This is a genomic window from Anaerobranca gottschalkii DSM 13577, assembly GCF_900111575.1.
GTDB lineage: Bacteria > Bacillota > Proteinivoracia > Proteinivoracales > Proteinivoracaceae > Anaerobranca > Anaerobranca gottschalkii.
This window is the reverse complement of the sequence record NZ_FOIF01000012.1, coordinates 20,058-43,028: the sequence shown is the minus strand read 5'-3', so window position 1 is coordinate 43,028 and position 22,971 is coordinate 20,058. Positions and strand designations below refer to the sequence as shown.

The following is a 22,971-nucleotide window of genomic DNA, read 5'->3' as shown; positions in this document are numbered from 1 at the left end:
TTGATGTGATGAAAAATATTACAGGAACGTATATTGATAAAAATTACTACATGTTTGACTATTTTAATGAAGTTGTTGATGACCTTGGAAAAATTACAGGTATCGATTTTTCAAAGAGATTTATGACTTTAAACGAAATAAAAAAAATTATTGCTCAAACTAAAAAATAGGGGTATAGAACGACAACTTTTTGCAAAAAACAAAAGGCCTAAAACCTTTGTAAAACAAGGGTTCTAGGCCTTTTTATCTTATTTTTACTGATAAAGTCAAGTTATCAATATTCCAATTATAAGTCAAGATCTTTTGGAAAAAGATTGTATTTATTAATTCAAATCATCACAATCCATCAATATTTTAAGGAGCTTACCACTGTGGCCATAATGATTTTTACTATTTTTATGGTGATTTTCCACCAGGTAAATAACATCTGGTGGAAGATCATATTTTTTCAATATCTGACCACCTTTGATTGGATGATTATAATATCCATCAATAAATTTTATAAATGTCAATTTTTTAGCTATTTGGGGAAAAAGTTTATCAATTACCACTGCCAGTGATTTAGTTAAGGGATTTAAGCCTGTCCCTATTTTACCAACATCATGGAGTAATGCCCCTTTTATAAGTAAATTTTTCTCATTATCATCTAAAACTTGGCTATACTTTTCCAAAATGGTATATGCTACATCTAAGGAATGTCGCTGTTCAAAAACTGGTAATTGTCGAAAAAGCCCCTTTAACCTTTGGTCTTTTAAATATTTGTTTAAAAATTCTTCATCTTCTAAAACTATTTTTGCAGTAATAGCTTTAAGGAATTGTTTAATCCGCTGCTTCATAAAAACACCCCCAATAAGGTTATTAGCACTAAGTCTTCCCTTAAAAGTTAAAGGGAAGACTTAAATTTTAACTATTTATATCTTTTTCTCTTTGCAGAAGAAGGAATATTTGCTTCATCACGATATTTTGCTACCGTTCTTCTAGAAATATTTACACCTTCTTTTTGTAAAATATCTGCAATTTGTTGATCACTTAAAGGTTTACTTTTATCTTCCTTTTCTATCATTTCAATTATTCTCTTCTTTATACCTATTGTGGAAATTTCTTCTCCACAACTCGATCCTAAACCACCACTAAAAAAATATTTTAATTCAAATATTCCCCTAGGAGTATCTGCATATTTTCCATTTGTCGCTCTACAAACTGTTGATTCGTGTATATTTAAGCTTTCCGCCACATCTTTTAATTTTAAAGGTTTTAGATATTTAATCCCGTATTTAAAAAACTCCTTTTGATAATCTACAATAAACTCCACTACCTGTTGTAAAGTCCTTTTCCTTTGTTCTATGGCTTTTAATAAATTATATGCATTATTTAAATTATCTTTGATATACTGTTGTTCCTGATCATTACCATGATTTAATAAAGATTTATAATAATTATTGATTTTTAATCTAGGAAGAATACTATCATTAACAATTACCATATATTCATCCCCATACTCCAGAATATAAACATCGGGTTGAATATAACGGTTATCCATGTTTGAAACAAAGGCTAAACCGGGACGTGGATTTAATTTTTTAATGTAATCTACTATTTCTTGAACCTCTAGTAATGATAAATTTAGTATTTCTGCCAATTTAGGCAGTTTCATTTCTCCTACTAATTCAAGATAATTCTCAATTATGCATTGGGTATGGAGAGGAGCATCTTTTCTATACTGAATTTGTAATAACAAACATTCCTTCAGACTCCTTGCAGCTATACCAGGTTCTAACTGCTGTACTTTCTTTAAAACTACTTCTACCTCACTATCTTTTACCCCTAAGGTCTGGGCAATTTCTTCTACTGAAGTTCGTAAATAACCATTTTCATCTAAACTACCTATAATATATTCAGCAATTTTTTCCCCTTTTTTACAAAGATTGAGCATCCCCATTTGTTGTTCAAAATATTCCCAAAAAGTTACTTCCTTTTTTGTATAAGTTTCAAAACTGTCCCTTTCTACCGCTTCTTTACCAAAACTAACTTCTTCATAATGCCTTTCATTAAAATATTCTTGCCAATCAATAATATCTTCATTTGAAGTTTTTGTTTTTTTATCAAAGGCTTTTTTATCAATATAGATATCATTTTCCTGTTCTTCAGTAACTTCTAAAACTGGATTTTCTTCGACCTTTTGTTGAATATATTCTTGCAGTTCCAAAGCAGGCATTTGTAATATCTTAATTGCTTGCTTCAATTGTGGAGTCATTAACAATTTTTGTACCTGTTGGATCTGTAAACTAAAATCCAATTTCATAATCTCACTCCTAAATTTTTTCATTTTCTACAACCAGCACAACTATTTACCGAATACTTTCTATAATAATTTATAAAAGCCTTTCATTGAGTTCTTAGGATAATACTTATTCCCATATTATTATATTCTATATAAACTTCTTTTTTCCTTTTAACTATACTATTAATCTAAGTTTTTATTCCTGTTATATTTTGTTATTAATATATTTAAACTCTTTAAAATAATTTATTTTATTTACATATATTCATAATTATGTTATTATTAAATTATCTTAATTTTTTATACATAACGAAGGGAGAGGTCAAATTTATGAAAGCTGGTATCCATCCTAATTACCAAACCACCACTATTCAATGTGCCTGTGGGGCAAAATATGAAACAGGTTCCACAAAAAAAGATTTAAAGGTAGAAATTTGTTCTAATTGCCATCCTTTTTATACTGGAGTACAAAAGGTTGTAGATACTACCGGTAGAATTGAGAAGTTCGTAGAAAAATACAATAAAAAAAGATAAACGGCTGAAATGCCGTTTATCTTTTTATGCTAGTTCCTCTAAAAGTTTAATTAGTGTCTCTACTGCTTCTTGTTCATCTTCCCCTTCTGCCCGTATAGTTACTTCTTCACCATGTCCTAAGGCTAGTGACATTACCCCCATTATACTTTTCCCATCGACTTCAAATTCATCTTTAATCAATTTTATATTACTGGTAAATTCACTAGCTTTTTGAATGAAAATTACAGCTGGTCTTGCGTGTAACCCTATGGGTATCTTTATAACCCCTTTAGTTTCTACCACCTTTTATTTCTCCCCCTCTTTTAAATTATTCTGAATAAGATCCTCTGCTATTTTTTGTATACGCTTAAATCTGTGATTTATTCCTGATTTTCCTACAGGCGGATTTAATCTTTCCCCTATTTCTTTTAAGCTTAAGGAAGGATCCTTTAACCTCTCTAAAGCTACCTCCCTTAGAGTTTGTGGTAAATTATCAAGACCTATGGTTTTTTCGATAATTTTTATTTGTTCTATTTGTTTTTGAGCTGCATCGACAATTTTATTTAAATTAGCTGTTTCACAGTTAACGACTCTGTTTACATTGTTCCGCATTTCTTTATATACCCTGGCATTTTCAAAGGTTAGTAAAGCATTATGGGCACCGATGATATTGAGAAAATCCACTATATCATCACTATCCTTTAGGTAAATTACATAATTATTTCTCCTTTGAAAACTTTTAACCCGTAAATGGAAAAGTTTAAATAAACTTACTAAATACTCACAATGGTTAGCTGAACTTACATTTATTTCACAGTGATATGAAGTTGTATCGGGATTATTTACAGAACCAGATGCTAAAAAACTTCCTCTAATAAAAGCCCTTTTACAACAGCGTTTTTTCAACAGCTGATTGTGAATCCTTTCTTTTACCCCTTGACCACTACCTAAAAGGTACAGATTATCTAAGAGATTTTCTACATTTTCCTTCCCGCTAACTTCAACTAGATAACTATTATTCTTCTTAAGTTTTGTTTTACGGCGAACAAAAATACTACTGTTGATATCAAAGGCTTCCTTAATAAGGGTATATATCCTTTTAGCAATAGTGGCATTTTCAGTGATAACATTTAATACAATCCCTTGTCGAGAATTTATTTGCACTGTACCGTTAATTAGACAAAGGGCAGCTAATTCACTTTTAATACAGCAAAGGGGGCTTTTGATACGACATAATTCAGATTTTATATTAGCAGAAAAAGAAGTAATTGCCATTTTTATCATCCCTTAACATTTTCTTTAGAAAAATTATATCAAATTACAGCCCTTTCTCAAATATTTTTTCTGAATAAATATTAAATTTATTGTTAATAATACTAATAGACAAGTGAAATTCATACCCCCTTAAAATCAAAACCCTAGCCCGAAAATGAAGCTAGGGTTTTGATTTATTAACTAATTAGACCTTAATGATAACTTTCTTTCCAAAAGAATTCCATCAATAAAGGATTTACTCCGATAATGTTCTTTTAACAAGTTAGCAAGAATAATTCGTGCTAACTTATCTGGATCATGGCGAACCTGATTTGCTTGAGCTAGCAAATCACCCTCAAGGAGTTTAATCTTCATAGCTGCTAACCTTTCTTTCTCTATTTTTACTGGAATAGAATTTTCTAAAATATATAAATGTTTTTGCCGAGAAGTTATATCTTTGTTGTTAACTACTACATAATCTATAAATCTAGACTTTGTATGTTTATATATGGCTTCTAGATGATCAGGGGCAGTATACCCTTCCGTTTCTCCCCTTTGTGTCATGATATTACAAACATAATATACCGGTGCTTTGCTTTTTTTAATAGCGTCTTCAATACCGGCAACCAAAAGATTTGGGATGATACTAGTGTATAAACTGCCAGGACCTAAAATGATAGCATCTGCTTCTTGGATAGCTTGAATAGTATCTTCTAATGCTTTTGCATAGCTAGGAATAATACTTATTTTTTCAATAGGGATTTGACTTTTAGAAATATTAGATTCACCCCGAACTATTGTACCATCTTTTAATTTAGCTTGAAGAACAATATTTTCTAAAGTTACAGGTAAGACTTTACCCCTTACTGCTAAAACCTTTGCCATTTCCTTTACCGCCTGCTCAAATCCCATTAATTCAGTAAAAGCAGCTAAAAACAAATTACCAAAATTATGGCCTTCTAGACCAATCCCCGTTTTAAACCTATGTTGAAATACCTTTTCTAAAACAGGCTCTGATTCTGATAAAGCAATTAAACAATTCCTAATATCTCCAGGAGGTAAAATTCCCATTTCTCCCCTAATTCTACCTGAACTTCCTCCATCATCAGCTACTGTAACCACAGCAGTGATATTAGATGTATAATTTTTTAGCCCCCTCAATAAAACAGAGAGCCCTGTTCCTCCGCCAATAACTACTAATTTGGGCCCCCGTCCTAAAAATCGCTTACTATACATAAGATCTACTACTTTAGCATCTTCAATGTCATTAGGTAGGATAACCCTTATTATTGCCTGGTTAGTCTTAATAACAGCAAAAACTAAGATAAACAGACTTGTAATCCCTGAAATTATAGAAATGATATATACATAATCTCCTAAATAATTAAAAACCCCTTCAAATAGCCTCTTTCCTAAAGTGGCAATATCGTTAACCCCTATAATTATCGTTGTAAAATTAAATAAGAAAAGAAATAGGGATAAAATAGTAACTAAAATCCACCTTTTTATCCCTAAACCTGGGTATAACCACTTCATAAATATCCCCCCGTTTTTTCCCAGAACTTCTAATAGTACATTCCCAAATTATTTTCCTTTATCAATATCTCTATGGAATGTTTTGGCTAATTTCCCATCCCTTTGTAATTTTTCCTTTAATTTATTAGCTACTGTTACAGAACGATGTTTTCCACCAGTACAGCCAATAGAGATAATTAATTGACTTTTGCCTTCTTCTTTGTAGTAAGGAATCAAAAAGTCGATCATATCTTCTAATTTACGCAAAAAGACCGATGTCTGCTTAGCTGCCATAATATAATCTTGAACATTTTTATCATTTCCAGTGTAATTTTTTAAATTTTCATCGTAGAAAGGGTTAGGTAAAAAACGAACATCAAAGACCATATCAGAATCTAAGGGAATTCCATATTTAAAACCAAAGGAAATAATAGTTATCAATAAATCCTTTGTATCAGTACCTTTAAAAAGTTCTTTTATTTTAGCAATTAATTGATGTCCAGTGAAATCCGATGTATCTATAACTATATTAGCTTTATCCCTAAGCCCCTCCAACATTTCCCTTTCTTTAGCAATACCATCAATTATTCTATCATCTAAAGCTAAAGGATGGGTTCTACGGGTTTCTTTAAAACGCCTTATTAATACATCATCTTTAGCTTCCAAAAAGAGAATTTTAAATTGGAAGCCATTATTTTGTAAGATAAAATTTAAATCTTTAAAAAACTGACCTCCCCGAATATCTACTACAATTGCTACTTTTGTGATATTACCTTCCGATTGAGCACAAAGGTCAGCAAATTTGGGAATGAGGGCAGGGGGAAGATTATCAATACAAAAATACCCCAGGTCTTCAAAACTCCTCAATGCCAATGTTTTCCCTGCTCCAGACATTCCTGTAACAATAACAAATTCCATAAAGTTTCCTCCTCAGTTACAGTTAACGATGAATTCTTTAGGTATCTTTAGCTTTTTAGCAATTTCTATTCCTTCATGAAAATTCCCCACATCTTCAGGTTTATGGGCATCTGTATTTATATAAAATTTTACCCCTTCTTTTAAAGCTACCTCTACAAAGTCTTCGATTTTCTGACCCTGTCGGCAATTTATTTCTAAAGCAGTTTTCCTATTAGCACAAGCCTTTGCTAAACGACCAGTATCTATATGGATTCTATGGCCAGGATGGGTAATAATATCAATTTTATATTTATTAACAGCATTAACTAAAGCCGTTGTATTAAGATCTCGAGCCTTTTCTAAATTTTGGGAACTGAGAGAAGCTAAAAAGTTGTTATATACTAAAGGCAAATAATGATAAGTAGGGAGTATATTGGGATGAAAGCCTAAAAGTAACATATCTAGACGAGGTAAAATACTAGGAGGAACATCAATATTACCATGAATATCCAAGAGATTAGCTTCAATATTAAAGAGAATTTTTATCTCTTTATACTTTGTTCTTAAAATTTCTATTTCATCGGCAATTTTATGTAATTTTTTTTCTGATACTCCCACAAATAAAACTCTAGGCCCATGTTCAGCAATTCCAATTTCTTTTAAACCTCTCTTAATTGCCATAACTACATTTTCTTCTATAGTTCCCTTCCCGTGACTATATTTTGTATGGGTATGATAATCACCTATTATTTTCAAAGGGGGTTCCTCCTTTTTAAAATAATTTTCCCCCTTTTTGATAAATTTACTACTTTATTTAACCAATGCTGCAGCTCCAATAATTCCTGCATCATTTCCTAATTGGGCAGGAACTATTTCTACATCTTTATATAAATCTTTCAAGGCCCTTTTAGCAACAACTTCTTCTAAAGGTTTAAACAAGATATCCCCTGCTGCCGCTACTCCGCCACCAATGATGATCATTTGAGGATTTAATATATTTATGACATTGGCAATAGCTAATCCCAAATTATTAGCCACATCCTTAATTATATCTAGACAGATTTTATCTCCTTTTTTGGCAGCATCAAATACATCTTTAGCCGTTAATTTTTCTAAATCAGTGATATCCCTTAATAAAGTATCACCCTTTAACAAAGCATCTTTACCCTTTTTTGCTATAGCTGGTGCAGCTACTAATACCTCTAAACACCCATTATTTCCACAATTACATTTAGGACCATCTTCCTTTACAGTTATATGTCCTAATTCTCCAGCACCATTGCCTGCCCCGTGAAAAATTTCTCCATTTAAAATAATTCCACAACCTACTCCAGTACCAAGGGTAATGCAGACAATGTCTCTTTTCCCTTTACCAGCCCCACACCATACTTCTCCTAAGGCAGCGGCATTGGCATCATTGTCAATAAAGACTGGCAAATTAAACTTGCTTTCTAATATCTTCACTATCTCAACATTTTCCCAAAAAAGGTTTGGTGCAAATTTAACTAGACCTTTTTCTATATCACAAACACCTGGTATTCCGATACCAATACCTTTTATTTTTTTATTATGGTCTACATAACCTAACAGTTCCTCAATAGTAGCTATTAAATTAGTTATTACAACATCTTTACCCTTGTTTGCTTCTGTAGGGTTAGAAATTTTCTTTATAATACTACCATCTTTTTTTACTAAAGCTGCAGCAATGTTTGTACCTCCTAAATCGACACCAATAATTAACTCTTCCATGATTATTCCTCCTCTTAACCTTCAATGAATCTTGGTCTTTTTCGAGATTTTAAAAACTCTTTTATTTTTTTAATATCAGTATTAATTATATTTTCCTCTGTTAACCCAGCTTTTTCAATTAATGTTAATGCTTTACTAAAGTTCCCCACATCAAAAACAATATGGGCATCACTTCCTAAAGATACTATCCAATTATACTTGGCAACAGCCTTGGCTATCTCTAAGCAATTATCATAACTTCCCTTTCTACTTCCTTCCCCTAAAGAACTATTATTTATCTCTATTAATACATTATTTTCTTTAGCTGCTTGAACTACCTTCTCTGCATCTAACTGAAATTCAGGATTTCCTGGATGTACTAAAACATCGATTTTAGAATGGATCATAGCATGGATTGCAGCCCTTGTGTTTTCTTCTACACTACCTGAATTATAACAAGGGAAGTGGAACCCACCTAACAAGATATCGAGGTTCCTTTGAAAATGAAGGGGTAAATCGATATTTCCCTGCTCATCCAAGATATTAGCTTCTACACCCCTAAGAATTTCCACACCATATATTTCCTTAGGAACAACCCTCATATTACCAAAATAATAGGGGTGTGGTGCTCCCGGCATATTCGGTCCATGATCTGTAGTGGCCAACATTTCTAACCCTTTATCACTGGCAGCTTTAGCCATTTCCAATAAAGTACTATAAGCATGACCACTTGCTATGGTATGGGTATGCAAATCTGCTACTATTTTCAATATCATCACCTTCCCATTATCCCTTTATTATTTGAAAAATAAAAGTAATTACCATAAAGATAGCAAAAACATTTAACACTTTAATTCCTCTTCTAAGGAAAAACAAAGCAAATAACAAAACAGCAAAATAGTAAAATGCTGAAATTGTAATAATATCCCAATTAATTATACTAGCAAAAAGAACTGCTGAGAAAAAGATACCAACTGCCCCAAATGCCTTAACAATATTATTGACATTAAAGGATTGTACTTTATTGATAATTTTTATATCTTCTTTATACCCTAAAAATACCCCAACAATCCGGATATAGATATGGGGTATATTATATAGTACTAAAAAGATCAAAGGAGCATATAGATATCCATTTAAAGCAAAGGTTACAGCAATAACTGCTGCCATTGGTCGTAAAGTACGCCAAAAAAACAAGTCTCCCATCGCAGCTAATGGTCCCATCATTCCAGTTTTCACTTGACTGATAAACTTTGGATTAGGTAATTCACCCCTTTGTCTTTTCTCTTCTAATTTTATAACAGTTCCCAATACAAATGATGACATATATGGATGGCAATTATAAAACTCTAAGTGCCCTTTAAGAACTTCCTTTAATTTCTCTTCATCTTTATAAATAGCCTTTAATGCTGGTAATAAAATATAAACTATTCCTAGGTTATGCATCCTTTCAAAGTTCATGGAACCTTGAATAAACATACTTCTAAATACTGTTTTTACTAAGAGATAAAATTTATTCAAAATCTCCCCCCCTTAAAAATAAAAGGTAAAGGATTACAGCAACAATACTAATTAGCAATAATAACCAAAGATTAACATTAAATAATCCTAAGAGTAAACCCAAAAATAAAAAATACAGATTTCTTTTGTTTATCAATAAATCTATAACTACTGCGACCCCTAAAATAGGTAGTATTTTGCCTCCTATTTCCAATGTATTATAAAAGGATTGTGGTAAATCTTGGTAAACTGGGGGGATGATATAATAACCTATTGTAACTGCAATTAAGGAAATGATAAATGTTTTGCTAAAAAATCGAGACAAACCTAAAAAATGTAATCGGACTAATTTATCTAGTTTCCCTTCTTCTATTAGTTTTTCAGCTATTATAGTCAATTTGTTATTTTTACCTCTAATTTTATCCTCAAAAAAACTAGCTATGTAAAGAAATGGTATTAAAAAGATAAATATTAAGATTAAACTACTTACATCGGTAAAACCAGTTAGGATAGCAATAGCCACTGTATTTACAGCGGCAAAAGTTGATTCCGGTGGTACTGTTGCACCTACAGGTAGTGTACCAACCCATAATAATTCCAACAATACTCCAACTAAAATACCAGTTTGTAAATCACCTAAAATTAAACCAATAATAGGTGCTGAAACTATGGGGCGAGAAATCATAGTTTGTCCTACAGCTGTTGCATCAATATATGTAATTGCAGAAATCAAGGCTGCTAAAAAAAACTTCAAAAACATTTTTCCTCCCCCCTAAATCAAATTTTACCCATTTCAAAGAAAATTTTCTAATTTTATGATATACCCCTTTTCTGATAGTGTCAACTTTTACTTTTCCTTTTTACCTTTTTTCCCAATTAAAGCATTAGCAAATTCCTTTGATAGAAAATTCCTGATTTTTCTTTCTATCTCCCGAGTATCTCCTACACTAATTAGTAAATAGCCCCCTCCACCTATAACTGTTAATAATAAAACTATCATCATGCCTTTTAATAGTCCTCCTCTTCCAGTGCCACCACTGTTTACAGTGGATTGTACTTTAGGAGGGTCATTGTTTTCCTCTTCTTCCAATGATTTAGGGTTTTCTTCTAGTTCTTCCGTAGCTTTTGGTACCTCTAAATCTCCATATAGGGTTTTAGTAATGACTTCTGCAAAAAGCTCTGCTCCCCTTTCTGCATGCTCCCTTTTATTTGTATGGGCTCCTATTTCCAACAATAAAGCCCTAGGATGTAAATCTTGATTGTACCCACCTCGAGCATAAAAAATACCTTTAACAAGCTTAGGATACATTTCATCTCCCACTGCTTTTAATTTTAAAGCAAATTCTTCATTTACTTTGAAAGCTGGATTTTGTCTGCCAACAACTATTAAAACTTGAGTAATTTTTTCACCATTTATTTCTTCTAAATATTCATTTACTGGTGTAGCATCCCGATGAACATCAAAAATAGCATCTACTTTTTTATCTATTATTTCCTTTGCCGTTCTTCTAGACCGGCGATAGGATCCAGCATAAGGAAAATGGGTACGACGATTATTTATAACTTCTACTTCTAGTTCTTCCAACCTTTGAGCTAGTCTTTCTCCTACTTTGTATATGCCACCTCGCCTTCTATCCGTTTGGGCATAGCCATCAGAAGGAACATAGCTTTCTCCACTATGGGTATAATATAGTCCTATTCTCCTTTGATCTGCTCCTTTTAATTGGGCAAAATTACTTATAGTAAATGTTGTTACTTCATCTGGATCTATTTTTTTTGCCCAGGCTTTTAAATTTACCGAATCTACTTTATATACTACATAATGAATATTGTTATGATCGATGAATTTATCTCCAACGTGGATAACTATCCCAGTCCTTAATAAGACATTATTATTCTCATCGTATAAAGTATAATAACTACCATCTTCTAATTCATTTTCTGCAAGTACTATACCAGAAAAAGAAAAGAGAAAAATTGTAAATAAGACTATAATAACTTTGGATTTCAACTAAGTTCACCTCTGTTTAAAATTTTAGTTTATATATAGGTTTTCCTTTCCACTAAAATATTAAACTTATTTTTTAAGTAAAACTTTCTTTTGTTTAAAATAATATATTGAATTTTGTGATTTCCAATGCTATAATATACCTATACCCTGTATATGTAGTATTATAATAAAAATCACCAACTGAGAGGAGGGACTATTTTGATAGCATATATAAAACCTTCTAAGTGTGACAAATCTCCTTTTTGCCCAGCTAAAAGGGTTTGTCCTGTTAATGCCATTTATTTTGATGAGACAATTAATTCTTATAAAGTTGATGAAGAAAAATGTATTGGTTGTGGTAAATGTGCTAAAGTTTGCCCACAAAGGGCCATAGAAATGATTTAAAAAGTTTACCAACACTAAAGTAGATTATGTAAAAAGTATATTTGGAAATGGATACTTTAAACTAATAAGGGTATAAATAAAAAATAAAAGAATGACCAATTTTTGCTGGTCATTCTTTTATTTTAATTTGTTTTGTTGGACACTTTTCTACACAGGCCAAACAGTTTATACAACGATCTCCAATATAAACTTTGCCTGATTTTTCTTTTCTTTCATCTAAACTTTGGTGTAATTGTTGAGGTATATTACATACCTTTGTACACACTCTACAATTTTTACAATCTTCTCCGATTTCAAGTTTAAACCTTCTGTTAAAGCTTACTGTTGTCATAACAGTCCCCCATGGGCAAAGGGATCCACACCAGGTTCTCGGTTGGTAAAATATAGCTAATAAAGTTGCCATTATCCCAACAGATAACATCATCCCTAAAACAACATAAAGGGAGTGAAAGTTTTTCCTTGCAATAAATATAGCAGCAAAAAAGAATACTGCAAAGGCATATTGAAAGGGTTTACTGCTAAATATTTTATGGGGTGGCCTATTTTTAGATATCTTTACTAACACCCTTTCTGCGAAGGTTCCCATTGGACAAAACCATCCACAAAAATACCTACCCATGAATACTGAGAGCAATAATCCTGAAGCTACTAATATAAAATTAAAATACCAAATACCAGCAGCCAAAAGAACTAATGTGAAAATTACCCCAAAAATTTGTGATATTTTTCTTATGTTTTGTATCATAATTTTTTCCTCCTTCTTATAATTTTTGTATACCCTACATAGGTATAGTACAATTATTATTATAGCTTTTTTATACTTTTTGTCAAGTAAAAAAAACTACCGCAGTAGTCCTGTCAGGCTGAAGACAAACTATAGACAAAGCCATCATCAGCTGTGGTAATTAAATAAAGATACGATTAAGTTGAGGAGATAGATTTAAGAGCTGATTAGATAAAAGGAAGAAGGGGTGAGGAACAGGACGTTCCGAAAGCTCTATTGAGCCATGGACGGCGAATTAGAGCGGTACCCTTCTTCCTTTTAGATAGAAGCCTTAAATCTCGACGCAAAACTTTGTTAGAATGTTTAATTACCACAGCCTTTTAAAAAAGACTTTGTCTACAAACTGAAAGGACTACCGCAGTAGTCCTGTTACCAAGTTCCACAGGCAGCCAAAAGATTAGGTCCTCCGTGGACAGCAATAGCTATTCCTGTTTGGAATATATAACCTTGTTGAACATTATACTTTTCTTTTAATCTTTCCAACACTTCTTGGGCGTATTCTTTATCTGTACCATAGGCTAAAGCAATTCTAATCGGTTTCTTTTCATCTACATTAAATAATTTTTCAAAGGCATCGATAAAGGATTCTATAGCTTTATTTTTCCCCCTAGATTTTGAATATTCTTTAACCATACCATCTTCAAAATAGATTACTGGCTTTACATTTAAAAGGGAGCCTACAATTCCTTTTAATTTGCTAATCCTTCCTCCCCTTATGGCATATTCAAGGGTATCAAGATAAATTACTACCCTAGTGGTTTCTATAGTCTTTTTTATTTCCTCGACTATTTTTTCAAATTCAAGGCCTTTTTCCATCCCTTCAATACCTTTAACAACCAGCCAACCGGCACCCATACAAGCAGATTTAGAATCGATTATTTCTACTTTATCCCTACCTACCATCTCCGCTGCTGTTTCTGCAGATTGACAGGTTCCACTAAATCCTGAAGTAATGTGGATAGAAATAATTTTTTCATACCCATCTTCCAAGGCCTTTTTATAGACTTCATAAAAGGCACCTACAGGAGGTTGAGAGGTTTTGGGATGATCTGCTACCGTAACTAACTTTTCATAAAACTCATCACTAGTCATATCTACACCATCTCTAAAAGTTTCCCCCATCCATTGAACACTCAAAGGAACAACTGCTATATCGTATTTTTCCACCAATTCTTTAGGAACATCACAAGTACTATCCACAACAAATTTGATTTTCACACTACCACTCCTCTAACTTACAAAATAACTTTATTGTTTATTTTTCCCAATAAAGTTTAGTTTCTTTCAATATATATGACCTGTGTTTTTATAAAAAAGTGTCAAAAAAAATTCTGAAATTACCTTGGTAATTTCAGAATTCTATATCATTTTTCTATTTAATTAAATTATAATTTAGGGTTAATTTTTTCCATCAATTTATTTTTAGGCATAAATCCAGAAATAGTTTCAACTTCTTCTCCATTTTTGAAAAGAATTAATGTAGGGATACTCATGATTCCATAATCCCCTGCTAAATCTGGGTTTTCATCTACATTAACTTTAACTATTTTTAGTTTATCACCATATTCATCAACCAATTGATCAATAATTGGTGATAACATTTTACAAGGACCACACCATGGAGCCCAAAAATCAACTAATACAGGAACTTCACTTTCTAAAACCTCTTGATTAAAATTAGCACTGGTTATTTCTAACGCCTTTGACATAATATCATCCTCCTATTCTAAGTTTTCAATATATTTTTCCGCTTTAACTGCTGCAATAGCACCATCAGCAGCAGCGGTAACAATTTGCCTTAAAGATTTAACCCTTATGTCCCCTGCTGCATACACTCCAGGAACATTAGTTTCCATTTCTTCATTTGTTATAATATAACCCTGTTCATCTAAGTTTATTTGACCTTGTAAAAATTCAGTATTTGGGGTATTACCTATGTAAATAAAAACTCCATCTACTTCCAGATCCATTTTCTCACCTGTGACTAGGTTTTCAATTATTACCCCATCTACCTTTGTATCCCCTTTAATTTCTTTAACTACAGAATTTAGAATAAACTCTATTTTAGGATTGTTAAAGGCCCTTTTTTGTACCACTTTTGTAGCTCGGAGCTCTGAACGGCGATGGATTATATATAACTTATCAACAAATCTTGTAAGAAAATTTCCTTCTTCTACAGCAGAATCTCCACCACCTATAACGGCTACCCTTTTCCCTTTATAAAAAGCTCCATCACAAGTTGCACAATAGGATACCCCTCGACCTCTGAAAACATTTTCTCCAGCTACACCGAGCTTTTTAGGTTCTACTCCAGTGGCGATAATCACAGTTTTACCTTTGTATTCTCCACCATCTGTCACTATTTCTTTAATCTTTCCATCTAGGGAGATATTTTGAATTTCTTCTACAACTAATTCAACTCCCAGTTCCATAACTTGGCTAAACATATTAGATGTCAAGTCAGGTCCTGTAATTGAAGGTACTCCAGGATAGTTTTCTACAAGGTGGGTGGTAGCAGCTTGCCCCCCTGGCCCTTGTTTATCTATTAAGAGGGTTTTTAACTCTGCCCTAGCAGCATATAAAGCAGCAGATAAGCCAGCTGGTCCTGCACCAATTATTATACAATCGTAAATCATATTATCCCTCCTATACCCCTAAGGGGTATTTCTTTTACTATTATTTTACTAGTTATTTTTTCCTTTGTCAATTACTTATTGTAATTTTATTTTCAATTTCTACAGAATTAAACCAAGAATAGAAAAGAATTACAGCGATGAAATAAAGACAACAAGTTATATAGTATGGAAGGGAGTACCCTAAATTTGCCATAATGTATCCACCTGCTAATACGCTAAAAGACCTTCCTACACTTTCAACGGTTTTTAAGAGTGCACTTAAAAAGGCCCTGTTATTCTTACCCACTAATCCCATTGAAAATTCCAATTCAGCAGGATGGGTCATATTCATTAAACTACTCCTTACAAAAACAGCTATTGCTACTAAATAAATATTTTGCAAAAGGGCAATTGCTATTAAAAAAGGAATTGAAAGAAGTCTTAAAGTAGTAACTGTTTTAACTTTACCTAATCTAAGGACTATATAAGGTGTGATTAGACCGGCAATGGCAGTTGTAGTTTGGGATAGAGACATAATAGTCCCAATCTGAGATGTAGTAGCACCTACATTATTTTTTAAAAATACATTAAGTAGTGGAACTATTAAACCTGCTCCCATACCAATTATACCATGGCACAATAAAAGTCTAACAATATTATTATCTTTTTTAACTAGAGATGTTATTCCTACAATGTGATTTTTTAAATTAAACTTCTCTTCCCCTTTTACTTTTTCTTTAATATTAGCTAAGAAAATAATCCCTATAAAAGTAGAAAGGGCAAAAACAGTAAGGGTTACTTGATAATTTTTCAAAATTCCATAAGGGAGGACTTCAGCCATTTTTCCTGAGATATAATTACCCATCATGTTAGAAAACATCATTACTGAAAAATTGATACTAAAAGCCTGCTGACGATGTTTCATTTCTGCATTATCTTGAATAAATGGAGGAGCGGAAACTGCAAAAACAGATAACCCTAATCCCCACAAAAAACTACTTAGATATATAGCTACTAGACCATTAAAATAGGTAAGGATTATTATCCCTATACCTATAAAAAATAAACCTTTTTTTAAACTCCATTTATAGCCCATTCTATTACAAAGGATTCCAGCAGGTAGAGCGAGGATTCCAGTTGTAAACAATTTAATAGATAAAAATACACCGACGACATTTTCTCCATACCCTTTTTCCATTAAAAAAAGATTAACTAAAACATTCCCTGCCCCAAGACCTAAATAGGCAAAAAATGAGGCAATAAAATAATACTTTAAGTTAAGGGACATTTTCCTAATCATGCTAAGGTAGCTTTCAGACATTAACTCCACTCCCTAATTTTTTTGTAGTCTAAATATATTTTAGCATGATTAGTTTTTAAATCAAATATTAATTTAAAAACCTTCCTGAAAAATTCCAATTCAGGAAGGCTTTTTTACCTAATTGTTAATTTTTAGGAAAGATATCTGGATCTTCATTTATCGCTTTAACGGCATCCCTTAAAGCTTGAGCTGGACTCTTTTCTCCCCTTAAAGCTAAGGCCATTTCAGCATTGATAATTTCTTCAACCCTAGCATAGTTTACTAAAACTGGTCTTGCAATGGCGTATTTTGCTTGTTCCATTAAAACTTCTAGATATGGATTTTTATCAGTATCTACAAGGTCAAAGGCCCCTTTATTTACAGGAATTTGGCCTAATTCATTTGCCCAGTAAGCTTGCATTTCAACACTGGTTAAGAATCTTAAGAATTGATAGGCTTCCCTTGGATATCTTGAATTACGGAAAATAACCATATTAGTACCACCTACGTTAGATGCAGTACCAGCTGGTCCTCTAGGAACTAGAGAAATTCCAAAATCAATACCAGCATTTCTATATTCCGCTATTTTCCAAGGACCAGTAATAATCATAGCATATTGTTGAGCTAAGAATCCGTCTTCCGCCCCAACTGCACCTTCTCTCCAAGCTCCAGCTTCAATTCCATGTTCACGGTTTAAACTTACCTTTAAACTTAATGCTTGAATACCTTCAGGAGAATCAAGGATACATTTAGTTCCATCTTCATTTAAAAATTTAGCACCAAAGGTTCCGAAATATGGGAATGTTTCCCAAAGGGTATTACCCATAGCAAATCCATATATCCCAGGTCTAATTCCTGTAATTTTTTTACCTGCTTCAATTAAATCATCCCATGTCCATTCAAAAGTTGGATAATCAACACCAGCTTCATCAAATAATGTTTTGTTATAAAAAAGTACTGTGGTGTTTGTTTGGTCAGGTAAGCCCCACACACTACCCCGGAAAATATTTGAATGAATAGCAGCATCTACATATTCATTAACAACTTTATCAGCACCTAATAAATCTAAATTAACTATAGCTCCCCTGTCTGCTAAAGTAGCTACATAAGCTACGTCTACCCTAGCGATATCTGGAGTTTCGTTAACAGCAAGACCTGTCGCTATTCTTCCCCAGTGACCGCCCCACGGAATCCTCTCTACATTAATTTTAATATCAGGATTTTGAGCTTCAAACTTTCTAACAATCTCCATAAAAACGGCATGCTCTTCATTGTTATAGGTTTCCCATAAAGTAAGTTCTACTTTTGTACCTGGTTCTCTCTCTGGAGGTAATTCATATTCTCCAGAAGTTTTACTGCCTCCAAAACAACCTGTTAAAGTGAAGACAGCAAGAAGTCCAATGGTTAAAATTTTAGAAAAACTCTTCATTTAAACTCCTCCTTTTTTCATAATTAACCTTTAATAGCCCCCATCTGTATACCTTCAATGAAGTACTTCTGGGCAAATAAGAAGATAATAGCTATAGGAATGATAGATAGGGACCCGGCAGCCATAATCAATGTCCAATAAGTACCATATTGCCCTTGAAACCTGGCTAAAGCTACGGGTAAAGTCATCATCGATTCCCTAGGTGCAACGATGTACTGCCATAAGAAGTTAGTCCATTGACCTTGAAAGGTCAATAAAAACATTGTTGCAATAATTGGTTTTGCCAATGGTAAAATAATATTTCTAAAGGCTAGCCACTCCCCTGCACCATCAATCCTAGCTGCATCTAGAAGCTCATTAGGTATTGTTTTCACGTATTGGCGAACTAAAAAGACGAAAAAGACATTTGCAGTATGGGGTAAAAACATTGCCCTATAGGTGTTCATCCACCCCAAGTTTCTCACTACTATAAACTGGGGAATCATAAACATCAAGCCTGGGATCATCATTGTTGAAAGCAGCAACCAAAACAATTGATCTCTACCAGGGAAATTCTTCTTACCAAAGGCATACCCCGCCATAGTAGACATAGTTGCCACCATTACCGCAGCTGAAACTGAAACTATAAAGGAGTTGAAAAATGCCCTACCAAAAGCATATTCCCTAAAAACAATTCTGTAGTTTTCTAATGTGGGATTACGGGGAATCCACTCAATGGGGATGGTAAAGTGGGTTCCTAAGGGTTTAAAAGCAGTAGATAACATCCAAAAGAAGGGAAAGAGGACAAATATTGCTCCAAGGGTCAATAATGTGTAAATTAGAATATATTTAATGTAATACCATAGATCTTTTCTTTCAACACTCATCGCTTCACCCCCTAGTACTCCACACCGGAGCCAAAGAATTTAAAGTTTATAAAGGTTATTACTAAAGTTATTAAAAGTATCAAAAATGACATAGCAGCGGCATAACCAAATTGTGGACTTTCACTTAAAAAGGCCATTGACATCATGTGATAACCAATAACTCTTGTAAAGCTTCTAGTTACACCATTTTTACCACCTGTAATTTCAGCGGGATTTTCCACTTTATTGACCCCAGGTGGAGGGTTAGGTATTTGGGTAATAGTAAAGGGTTGTGTATTATAATATTCTCCTGTATGTTGTGCCCTTACCCTAGCAGTCACTTGATTACTTCCTTGAGGAATTGTTACAGTTCTTTGGGTAATATAAACATAAGTATCATCACCATCAAAGGCTGGAGGTTTAACTACCCTTGTTCCTTCAGGAATTACTGTTCCTGGCTCTCCATAAAATACAACTTCACCTTGTGCCCTAGCAGCTCCCCTTTGAACAGTAGGTCCACCACCAGTCATAGCATAAATTTCAGTAAACATACCAAAGGATCCTATAAAACCAGTAACTACCATAAACAACATAATAGGTTTAATCATCGGCAATGTGATACTTCTAAACTGTCTAAATGAAGAGGCACCGTCTATCTCCGCCGCTTCATAGAGGTCTTTAGGAATATTTTGCAAAGCAGCTAAGAAGAAGATCATACCTCCCCCTGCCCCTTTTAAAGTTGTCATTAGTACGATAGCAGGGATTACTGTTAAATGGTTTCCTAAAATCCCTGTTTCTGAAAAATAGGTTATCCCTATACTTTCTAAAACAGTTTTCAAAACACCATATTGGGGATTATAAATAAATACCCAGATTATTGCCACAACAAGCATATCTAATACATTAGGCAAAAAATATGCAGTTCTATAAACTTCTTTAAATTTTAGCCTGTTGTTTAAAAGTAAAGCCAATATTAACGAGACTGTGATTCCAAAAGGCATTCCTATAATGACAAACAACAAAGTTTGTCTGATTCCCCAGAAGAAATGGGGGTCATTAAATAATGCCCTTTTATAATTGGCAAGTCCAACAAATTTTGCTGGATTTACCATATCCCATTCATAAAAACTCAATAACATAGAGTAAAAGAAAGGAAAGGCTAAGAATGTAAAGAAAATAATTAAAAATGGTGCTAAAAAAGTATATGCTGATATAGTTTCTTTTAAATCATAGCGTTTAAACAGCGGCTGTTTTATTACCAACCTATAGTTAGGTAATTTATCTCTGTCAGCTTTAATCTGTACCTTTACATTAGATGTGGTTATTATAACTTGTGAGTCTTTTTCGGTATTGCTAAAGGCCTGAAAAACTCGGAAAATGGTATCGTTTCCTTCATATGGCAAATCGATATCCACAAAAATCCAGGTGTTTTTCTTTACAGTAAACCCAGTTTGCCCTTGATCTTTATGTTTTTCAATAAAAGCTAGAGCCTTTTGGGCTTTCTTTTTAACTCCTTCGTCCTCAGCATTTAGGGCTAAATCCTTAATTCTTTGGATAAAAGGAGTGGCAACAACAACAATACCTTCTTTGATTTTTTTCCCTACATCAGTAATGGAATAGAGCAAAACACTTTCATCTACTAGGTAGACCTTTTTCCCTTCTGTAGGTAATTCTAAATTAATGGGAGGGATTGTAGGTACTTTGCTAGAAGGTGTTGTTAAATTCATGTTAATCCTCCTTACTAAAAATTAGTATCTCCCCTTATTTCCCGGGTAGGTTTGGGTAGGGACCCAGTGGCCTTTTGGCCACTGGGGGAAAATTATTAAGCAGCTACCTTTTTACCTTTTTTCATATAGAAGTATACACCACCGGCGATAACAACAAGGGCAACTACAACGACGATGATAGTGGTTGTTGAGCCAGCAGCTCCAGCAGATTTTCCACCTACTGGTTTAATAACAGCTAATTTACCAATTTCCCATGAACCTAATTGTCTATATTGTTCGTCAGCAGTTTCTGCTAGCATATCATATACGTTTGGATTGAAGTTAGTATCGTCACCGCCACCACCTTGCCATTCTCCAGCTACTTCTGCTACAGCCCTGTAATTGTCATCACCAAATTCACATTGGTGACCTACTAATACGTAGTATTTAGTAGACTGATCAATTTCACCAATAATACTTTTAGCCACTGTTATTACTATATCTTTACCTTCTACTTTAACAGTGAAGTCATCACTTACTCCAATTCCAGCATCTCCATCGGCAGGATCATCAGAGGTTGTAAAAATTCTAGATCGATCCCAGTCTAATACTTTAATTAACTTATTCCAAGGTTCAGCGAATTTAACAAAAGCACCATCTCTAAAGGTTTCAGTTTTGCCTCCCTCTTCTCCAGTTACAAGGTAGATATCGATTCTGTGGAAGTTTAATCCTCCACCACCCCATGGATTAACATAGTTTGGTTCTAAAGCAAAGCTCAATCTAAATTCCACTTTGTTTCCTAAATCAGTAACTCTAAAGTTAGTTAAGTCTAACATTTCAGCTACTCTATCACCGAAGTCTCCAGATGTTGGATGGGTATAATTTCCATCACCTTTAGCATCTCCAATTGGGTCAGCCATTTCAAAAATAACCTCTTGAGCACTAGCTGAAACAGCTAATAATAAAACCATAAGAATAGCAAGTAAAACAGAAAACTTTTTCACTAGGATTTACCCCCTTATTTTTTTTTGCTTTATATTTTCCCTTCCCTACCCGGTCCAGGAAATATATTTTACCTCCATGGTTAAGAGGAGATAAACTTATAAAACTGATTCTTCACTTTCTTTATCAAAGATATGGACTTTATTCATATCTAAAGCTACTTTAATTTTACTATCAACAACTGCTTTTGATCTTGCATCTACCCTAGCTGTTAATTGAACTTCCCCTAACACGAGATATAGATAGTTTTCTGCTCCCATTTTTTCTACTACTTCTACTACTGGTTCTATAACGCTTTCCGGTGAACTTTCAATAAATACTGGTTCGTCATGTAAATCTTCAGGTCTAATACCCATGATGACTTCTTTTCCTACATAACCCTTTTCCCGTAATACTTTACTTTTACCTGAAGGAATTTTTATTTCTACTTGTTCAAATTTTAAATACAACTCACTACCTTTTTCAATAATAGTAGCGTTTATAAAATTCATAGCTGGTGAACCAATAAAACCTGCAACAAAGACATTTTTTGGTTTATCGTAAATTTCTTGAGGTGATGCCACCTGTTGTATTACTCCATCTTTCATAACTACAATTCTGTCTCCCATAGTCATAGCTTCTGTTTGATCATGGGTTACATAAATCATTGTTGTTTGTAACCTATGGTGTAATTTACTGATTTCTGTACGCATTTGGACCCTTAATTTAGCATCAAGGTTAGATAAAGGCTCATCCATTAAGAAAACTTGTGGATTTCTAACTATAGCCCTACCTAGTGCCACCCTTTGCCGTTGACCACCAGAAAGTTCCTTAGGCTTTCTTTTTAATAAGTTCTCTATTCCTAAAATTCTAGCTGCTTCTTTAACCCTTTGGTCAATTTCTTCTTTACTATATTTCCTCAACTTAAGTCCAAAGGCCATGTTTTCGTAGACATTCATGTGGGGATACAAGGCATAGTTTTGGAAAACCATAGCTATATCCCTGTCTTTAGGTGGAACGTCATTTACTTTTTTATCTCCAATGTACAGTTCTCCATCGGTTATTTCTTCAAGACCTGCAATCATCCTAAGTGTTGTAGACTTACCACAACCGGAAGGTCCAACTAAAACTATAAACTCTTTGTCCTGAATTTCTAAATTAAAGTCATTTACCGCCATTACATCTCCATAATACTTAGAGATGTTTTTTAAAACTACTTTTGCCATCT

Annotated in this window: 24 protein-coding genes; 2 read left to right on the top strand and 22 right to left on the bottom strand. The window is 33.4% G+C overall.

The genetic code is table 11. The features are described 5' to 3' along the window. Nucleotides 1-323 precede the first annotated feature (323 nt). Both BMX60_RS04995 and rpoN read right to left on the bottom strand, forming a co-directional pair. Entirely contained in the window at nt 324-836 is a 513-nt protein-coding gene (locus BMX60_RS04995) for an HD domain-containing protein (protein WP_091349830.1), read from the bottom strand. A 71-nt stretch (nt 837-907) separates the two neighbouring features. Then, nucleotides 908-2,302, bottom strand: a complete 1,395-nt coding sequence (rpoN, locus tag BMX60_RS04990) for an RNA polymerase factor sigma-54 (protein ID WP_177159705.1) — start codon at nt 2,300-2,302, stop codon at nt 908-910. Nucleotides 2,303-2,611: 309 nt separating this feature from the next. Here rpoN and rpmE point away from each other — a divergent pair, with 309 nt between their 5' ends. Then, nucleotides 2,612-2,815, top strand: coding sequence for a 50S ribosomal protein L31 (rpmE, locus tag BMX60_RS04985; RefSeq protein WP_091349825.1), 204 nt, complete (start codon nt 2,612-2,614; stop codon nt 2,813-2,815). Between the two features lie 24 nt (nt 2,816-2,839). Here the strand turns inward: rpmE and BMX60_RS04980 are convergent, their stop codons facing one another. The 10 genes from BMX60_RS04980 to spoIIP all read right to left on the bottom strand — a co-directional run bounded on the left by BMX60_RS04980 (nt 2,840) and on the right by spoIIP (nt 11,699). Next, nucleotides 2,840-3,097 carry an HPr family phosphocarrier protein gene (locus tag BMX60_RS04980; RefSeq protein WP_091349823.1) on the bottom strand — a complete coding sequence of 86 codons (258 nt, stop codon included), beginning with the start codon at nt 3,095-3,097 and terminating at the stop codon, nt 2,840-2,842. A 3-nt stretch (nt 3,098-3,100) separates the two neighbouring features. Beyond that, nucleotides 3,101-4,069 (bottom strand): DNA-binding protein WhiA, encoded by a 969-nt coding sequence (gene whiA, locus BMX60_RS04975; RefSeq protein ID WP_091349821.1) that lies wholly within the window; start codon nt 4,067-4,069, stop codon nt 3,101-3,103. Between the two features lie 180 nt (nt 4,070-4,249). Beyond that, the gene (locus BMX60_RS04970; protein ID WP_091349819.1) at nt 4,250-5,584 is read right to left on the bottom strand and encodes a gluconeogenesis factor YvcK family protein; all 1,335 of its coding nucleotides are present in this window, start codon (nt 5,582-5,584) and stop codon (nt 4,250-4,252) included. A gap of 48 nt (nt 5,585-5,632) precedes the next feature. Continuing rightward, nucleotides 5,633-6,481, bottom strand: coding sequence for an RNase adapter RapZ (gene rapZ, locus BMX60_RS04965; protein ID WP_091349816.1), 849 nt, complete (start codon nt 6,479-6,481; stop codon nt 5,633-5,635). A gap of 12 nt (nt 6,482-6,493) precedes the next feature. After that, a complete protein-coding gene (locus BMX60_RS04960) occupies nt 6,494-7,216 on the bottom strand; it encodes a PHP domain-containing protein (RefSeq protein ID WP_091349813.1) in 723 nt (240 codons plus the stop codon). A 54-nt stretch (nt 7,217-7,270) separates the two neighbouring features. Further along, entirely contained in the window at nt 7,271-8,209 is a 939-nt protein-coding gene (locus BMX60_RS04955; RefSeq protein WP_091349812.1) for an ROK family protein, read from the bottom strand. Between the two features lie 14 nt (nt 8,210-8,223). Then, nucleotides 8,224-8,958 (bottom strand): phosphatase, encoded by a 735-nt coding sequence (locus BMX60_RS04950; RefSeq protein WP_091349809.1) that lies wholly within the window; start codon nt 8,956-8,958, stop codon nt 8,224-8,226. Nucleotides 8,959-8,974: 16 nt separating this feature from the next. Beyond that, nucleotides 8,975-9,709 carry a PTS system mannose/fructose/sorbose family transporter subunit IID gene (locus BMX60_RS04945; RefSeq protein WP_091349808.1) on the bottom strand — a complete coding sequence of 245 codons (735 nt, stop codon included), beginning with the start codon at nt 9,707-9,709 and terminating at the stop codon, nt 8,975-8,977. Then, nucleotides 9,702-10,448 carry a PTS sugar transporter subunit IIC gene (locus BMX60_RS04940; protein WP_091349805.1) on the bottom strand — a complete coding sequence of 249 codons (747 nt, stop codon included), beginning with the start codon at nt 10,446-10,448 and terminating at the stop codon, nt 9,702-9,704. The genes BMX60_RS04945 and BMX60_RS04940 overlap by 8 nt, the downstream gene beginning before the upstream one ends. An 87-nt stretch (nt 10,449-10,535) precedes the next feature. Then, nucleotides 10,536-11,699, bottom strand: coding sequence for a stage II sporulation protein P (gene spoIIP / locus BMX60_RS04935; RefSeq protein WP_091349802.1), 1,164 nt, complete (start codon nt 11,697-11,699; stop codon nt 10,536-10,538). Between the two features lie 198 nt (nt 11,700-11,897). Here spoIIP and BMX60_RS04930 point away from each other — a divergent pair, with 198 nt between their 5' ends. Beyond that, nucleotides 11,898-12,083, top strand: coding sequence for a 4Fe-4S binding protein (locus BMX60_RS04930; protein ID WP_242945711.1), 186 nt, complete (start codon nt 11,898-11,900; stop codon nt 12,081-12,083). Between the two features lie 109 nt (nt 12,084-12,192). Here BMX60_RS04930 and BMX60_RS04925 read toward each other — a convergent pair whose 3' ends face one another. The 10 genes from BMX60_RS04925 to BMX60_RS04880 form a co-directional block, all read right to left on the bottom strand. Further along, entirely contained in the window at nt 12,193-12,828 is a 636-nt protein-coding gene (locus tag BMX60_RS04925; RefSeq protein ID WP_091349797.1) for a 4Fe-4S binding protein, read from the bottom strand. A gap of 408 nt (nt 12,829-13,236) precedes the next feature. Beyond that, nucleotides 13,237-14,085, bottom strand: a complete 849-nt coding sequence (locus tag BMX60_RS04920; RefSeq protein ID WP_091349794.1) for a DegV family protein — start codon at nt 14,083-14,085, stop codon at nt 13,237-13,239. 167 nt (nt 14,086-14,252) lie between these two features. Further along, nucleotides 14,253-14,576: a thioredoxin gene (gene trxA, locus BMX60_RS04915; protein WP_091349791.1), complete on the bottom strand. Its 324-nt coding sequence runs from the start codon at nt 14,574-14,576 to the stop codon at nt 14,253-14,255. Nucleotides 14,577-14,588: 12 nt separating this feature from the next. Further along, a complete protein-coding gene (trxB, locus tag BMX60_RS04910) occupies nt 14,589-15,503 on the bottom strand; it encodes a thioredoxin-disulfide reductase (protein ID WP_207648394.1) in 915 nt (304 codons plus the stop codon). Between the two features lie 67 nt (nt 15,504-15,570). Next, entirely contained in the window at nt 15,571-16,803 is a 1,233-nt protein-coding gene (locus BMX60_RS04905; protein ID WP_091349788.1) for an MFS transporter, read from the bottom strand. A gap of 124 nt (nt 16,804-16,927) precedes the next feature. Further along, complete coding sequence (locus tag BMX60_RS04900; RefSeq protein ID WP_091349783.1) at nt 16,928-18,211, bottom strand: extracellular solute-binding protein; 1,284 nt, start codon at nt 18,209-18,211, stop codon at nt 16,928-16,930. Between the two features lie 23 nt (nt 18,212-18,234). Continuing rightward, nucleotides 18,235-19,077, bottom strand: coding sequence for a carbohydrate ABC transporter permease (locus BMX60_RS04895; RefSeq protein ID WP_091349780.1), 843 nt, complete (start codon nt 19,075-19,077; stop codon nt 18,235-18,237). 11 nt (nt 19,078-19,088) lie between these two features. Then, nucleotides 19,089-20,783 carry a baseplate J/gp47 family protein gene (locus BMX60_RS04890; protein WP_091349776.1) on the bottom strand — a complete coding sequence of 565 codons (1,695 nt, stop codon included), beginning with the start codon at nt 20,781-20,783 and terminating at the stop codon, nt 19,089-19,091. A 95-nt stretch (nt 20,784-20,878) separates the two neighbouring features. Then, nucleotides 20,879-21,766, bottom strand: a complete 888-nt coding sequence (locus BMX60_RS04885; protein WP_091349773.1) for a glucodextranase DOMON-like domain-containing protein — start codon at nt 21,764-21,766, stop codon at nt 20,879-20,881. A gap of 96 nt (nt 21,767-21,862) precedes the next feature. Then, nucleotides 21,863-22,969, bottom strand: coding sequence for an ABC transporter ATP-binding protein (locus tag BMX60_RS04880; protein ID WP_091349770.1), 1,107 nt, complete (start codon nt 22,967-22,969; stop codon nt 21,863-21,865). Nucleotides 22,970-22,971 lie beyond the last annotated feature (2 nt).

Excerpts from the sequence above, each read along its gene's own strand:
- rapZ (WP_091349816.1), bottom strand. The coding sequence starts at position 6,481 with ATGGAATTTGTTATTGTTACAGGAATGTCTGGAGCAGGGAAAACATTG.
- BMX60_RS04890 (WP_091349776.1), bottom strand. The coding sequence starts at position 20,783 with ATGAATTTAACAACACCTTCTAGCAAAGTACCTACAATCCCTCCCATT.
- whiA (WP_091349821.1), bottom strand. The coding sequence starts at position 4,069 with ATGGCAATTACTTCTTTTTCTGCTAATATAAAATCTGAATTATGTCGT.
- BMX60_RS04895 (WP_091349780.1), bottom strand. The coding sequence starts at position 19,077 with ATGAGTGTTGAAAGAAAAGATCTATGGTATTACATTAAATATATTCTA.
- BMX60_RS04905 (WP_091349788.1), bottom strand. The coding sequence starts at position 16,803 with ATGTCTGAAAGCTACCTTAGCATGATTAGGAAAATGTCCCTTAACTTA.
- BMX60_RS04970 (WP_091349819.1), bottom strand. The coding sequence starts at position 5,584 with ATGAAGTGGTTATACCCAGGTTTAGGGATAAAAAGGTGGATTTTAGTT.
- BMX60_RS04995 (WP_091349830.1), bottom strand. The coding sequence starts at position 836 with ATGAAGCAGCGGATTAAACAATTCCTTAAAGCTATTACTGCAAAAATA.
- BMX60_RS04940 (WP_091349805.1), bottom strand. The coding sequence starts at position 10,448 with ATGTTTTTGAAGTTTTTTTTAGCAGCCTTGATTTCTGCAATTACATAT.
- rpoN (WP_177159705.1), bottom strand. The coding sequence starts at position 2,302 with ATGAAATTGGATTTTAGTTTACAGATCCAACAGGTACAAAAATTGTTA.
- trxA (WP_091349791.1), bottom strand. The coding sequence starts at position 14,576 with ATGTCAAAGGCGTTAGAAATAACCAGTGCTAATTTTAATCAAGAGGTT.
- rpmE (WP_091349825.1), top strand. The coding sequence starts at position 2,612 with ATGAAAGCTGGTATCCATCCTAATTACCAAACCACCACTATTCAATGT.
- BMX60_RS04925 (WP_091349797.1), bottom strand. The coding sequence starts at position 12,828 with ATGATACAAAACATAAGAAAAATATCACAAATTTTTGGGGTAATTTTC.
- BMX60_RS04955 (WP_091349812.1), bottom strand. The coding sequence starts at position 8,209 with ATGGAAGAGTTAATTATTGGTGTCGATTTAGGAGGTACAAACATTGCT.
- BMX60_RS04900 (WP_091349783.1), bottom strand. The coding sequence starts at position 18,211 with ATGAAGAGTTTTTCTAAAATTTTAACCATTGGACTTCTTGCTGTCTTC.
- BMX60_RS04880 (WP_091349770.1), bottom strand. The coding sequence starts at position 22,969 with ATGGCAAAAGTAGTTTTAAAAAACATCTCTAAGTATTATGGAGATGTA.
- trxB (WP_207648394.1), bottom strand. The coding sequence starts at position 15,503 with ATGATTTACGATTGTATAATAATTGGTGCAGGACCAGCTGGCTTATCT.